This is a genomic window from Peribacillus sp. P4_D6 (assembly GCF_056401795.1).
Map to the genome: position 1 here is coordinate 1 of NZ_JBFUIQ010000197.1, position 4718 is coordinate 4718.

Annotated in this window: 4 protein-coding genes and 2 pseudogenes; all 6 read right to left on the reverse strand. The window is 42.3% G+C overall.

Annotation, left to right across the window (positions count from 1 at the left end; genetic code table 11):
• A pseudogene (locus tag AC1DVB_RS25200) lies at nt 1-515 on the reverse strand (peptidase P60); the annotation flags it as partial.
• Between the two features lie 25 nt (nt 516-540).
• Nucleotides 541-1623 (reverse strand): dipeptide epimerase, encoded by a 1083-nt coding sequence (locus AC1DVB_RS25205; RefSeq protein ID WP_095678396.1) that lies wholly within the window; start codon nt 1621-1623, stop codon nt 541-543.
• 15 nt (nt 1624-1638) lie between these two features.
• Complete coding sequence (locus AC1DVB_RS25210) at nt 1639-2799, reverse strand: DUF819 family protein (protein ID WP_095678395.1); 1161 nt, start codon at nt 2797-2799, stop codon at nt 1639-1641.
• A gap of 161 nt (nt 2800-2960) precedes the next feature.
• Entirely contained in the window at nt 2961-3278 is a 318-nt protein-coding gene (locus AC1DVB_RS25215) for a DUF3870 domain-containing protein (protein WP_034312026.1), read from the reverse strand.
• Nucleotides 3279-3598: 320 nt separating this feature from the next.
• Nucleotides 3599-4465, reverse strand: a complete 867-nt coding sequence (locus AC1DVB_RS25220; RefSeq protein ID WP_268565690.1) for a carbon-nitrogen hydrolase family protein — start codon at nt 4463-4465, stop codon at nt 3599-3601.
• A 52-nt stretch (nt 4466-4517) separates the two neighbouring features.
• Nucleotides 4518-4718 (reverse strand): annotated as a pseudogene (locus AC1DVB_RS25225) (sodium:solute symporter family protein); the annotation flags it as partial.

The following is a 4718-nucleotide window of genomic DNA, read 5'->3' on the forward strand; positions in this document are numbered from 1 at the left end:
AGCGGAAGGCGGGTATTGAAGCTGACTTCGATGAATTTGGACCGAAGTTTCGAATCCGAATAAAGCCAGGTCTTTGGGGCATTTACAAGGGCAAATCCTCGTTTAAATTGCTTCTCAAAAGAATGTCCGTCTTTTAGTTGTCCCTTCGGCATCCAACCTGGGTAACCAATATCATTGCGGGGTGTAGGTTGATTGGAAACGGCTACTTTCACCCATTTGCCACGTTCTTCAAGAATCGTCACTTTAGAACCATATAAAGCTTGTGTTTCCAGGTTACCTACAAGCCACAGCTTGTCTTCATATTTCATCGAGCCGATCCATTCATTCAAATCAGCGGGATTCGATGCAGAAGGGGCATCGATTCCCCTTAATAATCCCGGCTCAGTCCAAAGAGTGGCCACGTTCACATCAACATAGGCAATTCTCTGCTTCTCCCTGGAACTAGCTTCATTGGGACTGAATACTAAAATACCAAAAGCCAATAAAGATAAAACAAAAACGGTTAACCTTTTCAAATCATTCACCCTTTCGAAATTGTTTTTATTGAGCAAAAGAGGATTTCCTCTTGACTCCCAGTCCAGGTTTATCGGAAATGAGAAGTTGATCTTTCATAAATTGAATGCCTTCAAATGGCTCATTCTTAATCCATAATGGGGCATCTAAATCAATCTTCGTTATATTTGGATGGGCGGTTGCCAGATGAGCCGCGGCCGCTACACTAACGGATGATTCCATCATACTCCCGATCATGCATTCCACCCCGGCTGCTTCTGCCATATCTGCGATTTGGAGTGCTCGTCGAATTCCGCCAGTTTTCATTAATTTGATATTAAGGAAATCAACAGCATGTTCATTCAGGAGCCTCATGGCATCACGTGGGGAAAACAAACTTTCATCGGCCATGATCGGCACTTGGACAGAGCGTTTTATTTCTTTCAATCCTTCGATATCATGGGCTTGCACGGGCTGTTCCACCAAATCAACGTTCAGCTTTCTTTCTTCGATTTCATGAATGATGGAAATCGCTTGTTTTGTTGTCCACCCTTGATTTGCGTCAATCCTGATCATAACCTGTTCGCCAACAGCAGCACGAATGCAGGCAACGCGCTCCACGTCATTCTTCCAATCCTTCCCCAGTTTTATCTTCATCGTAGAGAATCCGCTTTCGATAAGGGACAATGCCGCCTTTGCCATTTCTTCAGGTTCATCAACGCTGATTGTCATATCATTTTTCAGGACATTAGATTTACCGCCAAGATATTGATATAATGGGAGCTGCCATCGTTTGCTGACTGCGTCGTACAAAGCGATTTCAACAGCAGCTTTTGCACTTGTGTTACCTACACAGGATCGTTGGATCAGCTGAGACAATGCATTGATATTCTCGATGTCGCGGCCAATTAGATATGGTGTGATCACTTCTTCAATGACCGTCATGATTCCTTTTGTAGAATCACCTGTGATGGCAACCGTAGGGGCTGCAGCCCCCAAACCTTCCGTTCCATCCTCCAATTTTACGGAAACCATGATGTTTTCAATTTCCATTGCAGTGCGTAATGCAGTCTTGAATGGCTTGATAAGTGGCAAGGTTTCCACTGATACTTGTAAACTTTCAATCTTCATATTAACAACCCTTCCTTAAAAGCTTGAGAGTATATATGATGTAAGAATTCCAAAATAGGTGCCCAGAAGACTGCCAAGTACTGCCATCAATATCCCGACCGGTATTAGCGACCGGTTGAATGCACCAGCCAATATGGGGGCTGATGCCACGCCCCCTATGTTGGCCAAAGAGGCAACTCCCATTGTAAATAGATCCAACTTAAAGATTTTGGCCAAAATGACCATGATCAATCCATGAAAGAATAGAATCATAAAGCCGGAAATAATATACACAGGTGCTTGAAACAGCTGTGAAAAATCGGCATGGGAAGCAATTAAACCAATGACGATATAAAGCATGACTTTGGAAATTTCCATGGAACCGGCGATACGTCCAACCTTCGTGACAGCCAGAATTAATCCTACGGTCGAAGCGATGATGATCGTCCAAGTGGTTCCATTCACAGCGGCACCGAGTACCGGCAGTCTCTCCCCAATTTTGGTTGCACCTGCTGAAACAATTAAAGCCAGCGCCAAGAAACCGATCAATTCCACGAATCCAAATTCCGTCTTGGCGGTTTCCCCCGCTTCAAGCTCGGAAGTCATCTGATCAATGAAAGATGTATCCGCTTTCGTCCAAATATTGAATTTTCCAGCAAGAGGCACCAGCCAAAACAAGAACATGACCCAAATGGAATAATTAACAGTATCCATGATCAACGCATAGCCAAAAATATTTTCAGGCACATCGAGTATGCCTTGCAAGATCACCATATTGGCAGAGCCTCCTGTCCAGCTTGCGCTCAAGGCCGAGAATGCCTTCCAAGTTCCTTCCGCATAAAAGCCATTCATTAAAACGTAAGTAAGAGTGAACCCTCCAATAATGCTGAATGAAGCCGCAAAAAAAGTTAACAGCATCTTTGGTCCAAGCCTGATGATTTTCCGTATATCGCATTGCAAAAGCATAAGCATCAACATGGCAGGCAAGAGGAGCCCCCGTATGGTGCTATATGCACTTTCGACTGACTCACTATCTGAAAAGACCCCGAATGTTTTCATCAGAGCCGCTCCAATATAAATAAGGACAATACCAGGAACATACTTGAAGAACTTTCCTCCTATCTTTTTCTCCACAACCGCAATCAGGGCAGTAAATGCCAATAAAAAGCAGACAAACATTACACCATCTTGAATCATATTCCATACCTCCTATTCTTTTATAACTAAATGCAATTTCCATTTTATTCAACCCCATCAATGAATTATTGCATGGCACTACATAGAAAAATCCAGCTGCCAAAGAGCGCGTACGCACTCTTTAACAGCTGGATTTCAATTGCGACTGACAAAAGAAGCAGCTATAACTTATAAAGTTGCTGATATTTGATGCTGGCATTTCTTAGGGCGACGGTCAGTGCTTTCTGAGATGAACCAAAATACCGTTGCTCAATTTCTGTCTCCAATTCATCGGGCCGAAGAATGGATTTACCAACTAGCATGGATTGAATGAAGCGTGATGTAATCGATATCGTGGTCGAGCATTCCGCATCCACTATTTCATGCGTATCACGATCAATGACGAACCCGATAAAAAAGCAGTTGAATTGCTGTGTAATTGGATTATTGGACGGTGCCTTCGATTCGCCAACTATATATACTGTATTCTGTTGAAACATGATTGTTGTGCCTCCTGCCATTACAGACATCATAACAGGTATAAATAGGGTGACTATCTATATTATTACAATATGAAATGGTTATATATATTTTAATATATATAGCAAGCATTTGACAATATATTTTGTATATTAAGTCAATTCCCGATTCCTTCGGCCAGAGAATAGATAAGTTCTATAACTAATACGCCAATCAAACTGAAGAATCACGAAGAATAACCAGGTATAGTTAAAGAACTCGTTTCAGGGGTCATTTTTTGACCTACCACCGCACTTTATTGGACCATCATTCGGACGACAATGGTTCGGGATCCAACACTTCATTTCAGCCCTTCGTATGGTTCATATTTTGCATACATATCTTTTCGGCGATTACGATCCTTGAAGGTGGTTGCTGCACCACTTTTTCGATTCTCATAAAGTTCGTCCATATCCACTGTACCGGTAATGATGGTATGTTCATTCATTACCGCCTCGGCCACTATTCCATTAGCAGGCCAAGCGCTGTCACAGGGGCTAAGGATACTGGCACGGCCATATCCGTTCGGCAAGGGTGATCCTGGTTCACCAACTGTGGGGCAATGAACAAAATATACCTGATTTTCTATTGCACGTGCATGTGCGCAATGGCGAACTCGCCAAAAACCAGCCTCTGTAAATGTATATGATGGGCAAAATATGATGTCGGCACCGTTAACTGATAATATCCTTGAAATTTCAGGTATCTCCGCTTCATAACATACCGCTATCCCTATCTTAACCGGACCCACGGAATAAACCTCCAGTTCATCGCCTTCAGAAGTATGCCAATTCGCTTCAGCAGGAAAGATATGAGTCTTTTTATGCTCAACGACTGATCCGTCTTCATCAAAAATATAAGCAATATTGTAGTATTCATTTTCGCGGCGTTCCAGATGAGTGCCTGCAATGATGACCTGTTTTCTTTTTCTTGAAATTGACCTGAAAAGATCTTTGTATTGATTGGTATATTCATCGATCCTGATAACGGACGAGGCATCCTGTTCTCCAAAGGCCGCTGATAACCCGATAGTTAGCAGTTCAGGAAAAATGATATAATCCGAGTTTTCGGGAACTTGGGTGATCAAGTCTTCTACTTGTTCCTGAAATTCAAGGAAATTTGACACTTTTTCTACACGAAATTGGCAAACCGTTATTTTAATTTTCACAAAAGCCCTCCCATATCATGTTTTATCAGTTCTTCCAGACTTTTAAAAGAAATCAGGATATCTTGTCCAGATCATTCATCTCGGTCTGTTGCATGGAGATTTGTTTAGTCAGGGCACTTACAAGGAATGTTACTAGTATATTAATCAACAAAGCTATGACGCCTGTACTGATATCATTAATTACATGTGGGGTATTTGGCAGGAATGTAGCAACCTTCACATCTGCAATTGTCGCATATAAAACACTCCGGAC

Coding starts and splice junctions, on each gene's coding strand:
- AC1DVB_RS25205 (WP_095678396.1), bottom strand. CDS start 1,623: ATGAAGATTGAAAGTTTACAAGTATCAGTGGAAACCTTGCCACTTATC.
- AC1DVB_RS25210 (WP_095678395.1), bottom strand. CDS start 2,799: ATGATTCAAGATGGTGTAATGTTTGTCTGCTTTTTATTGGCATTTACT.
- AC1DVB_RS25215 (WP_034312026.1), bottom strand. CDS start 3,278: ATGTTTCAACAGAATACAGTATATATAGTTGGCGAATCGAAGGCACCG.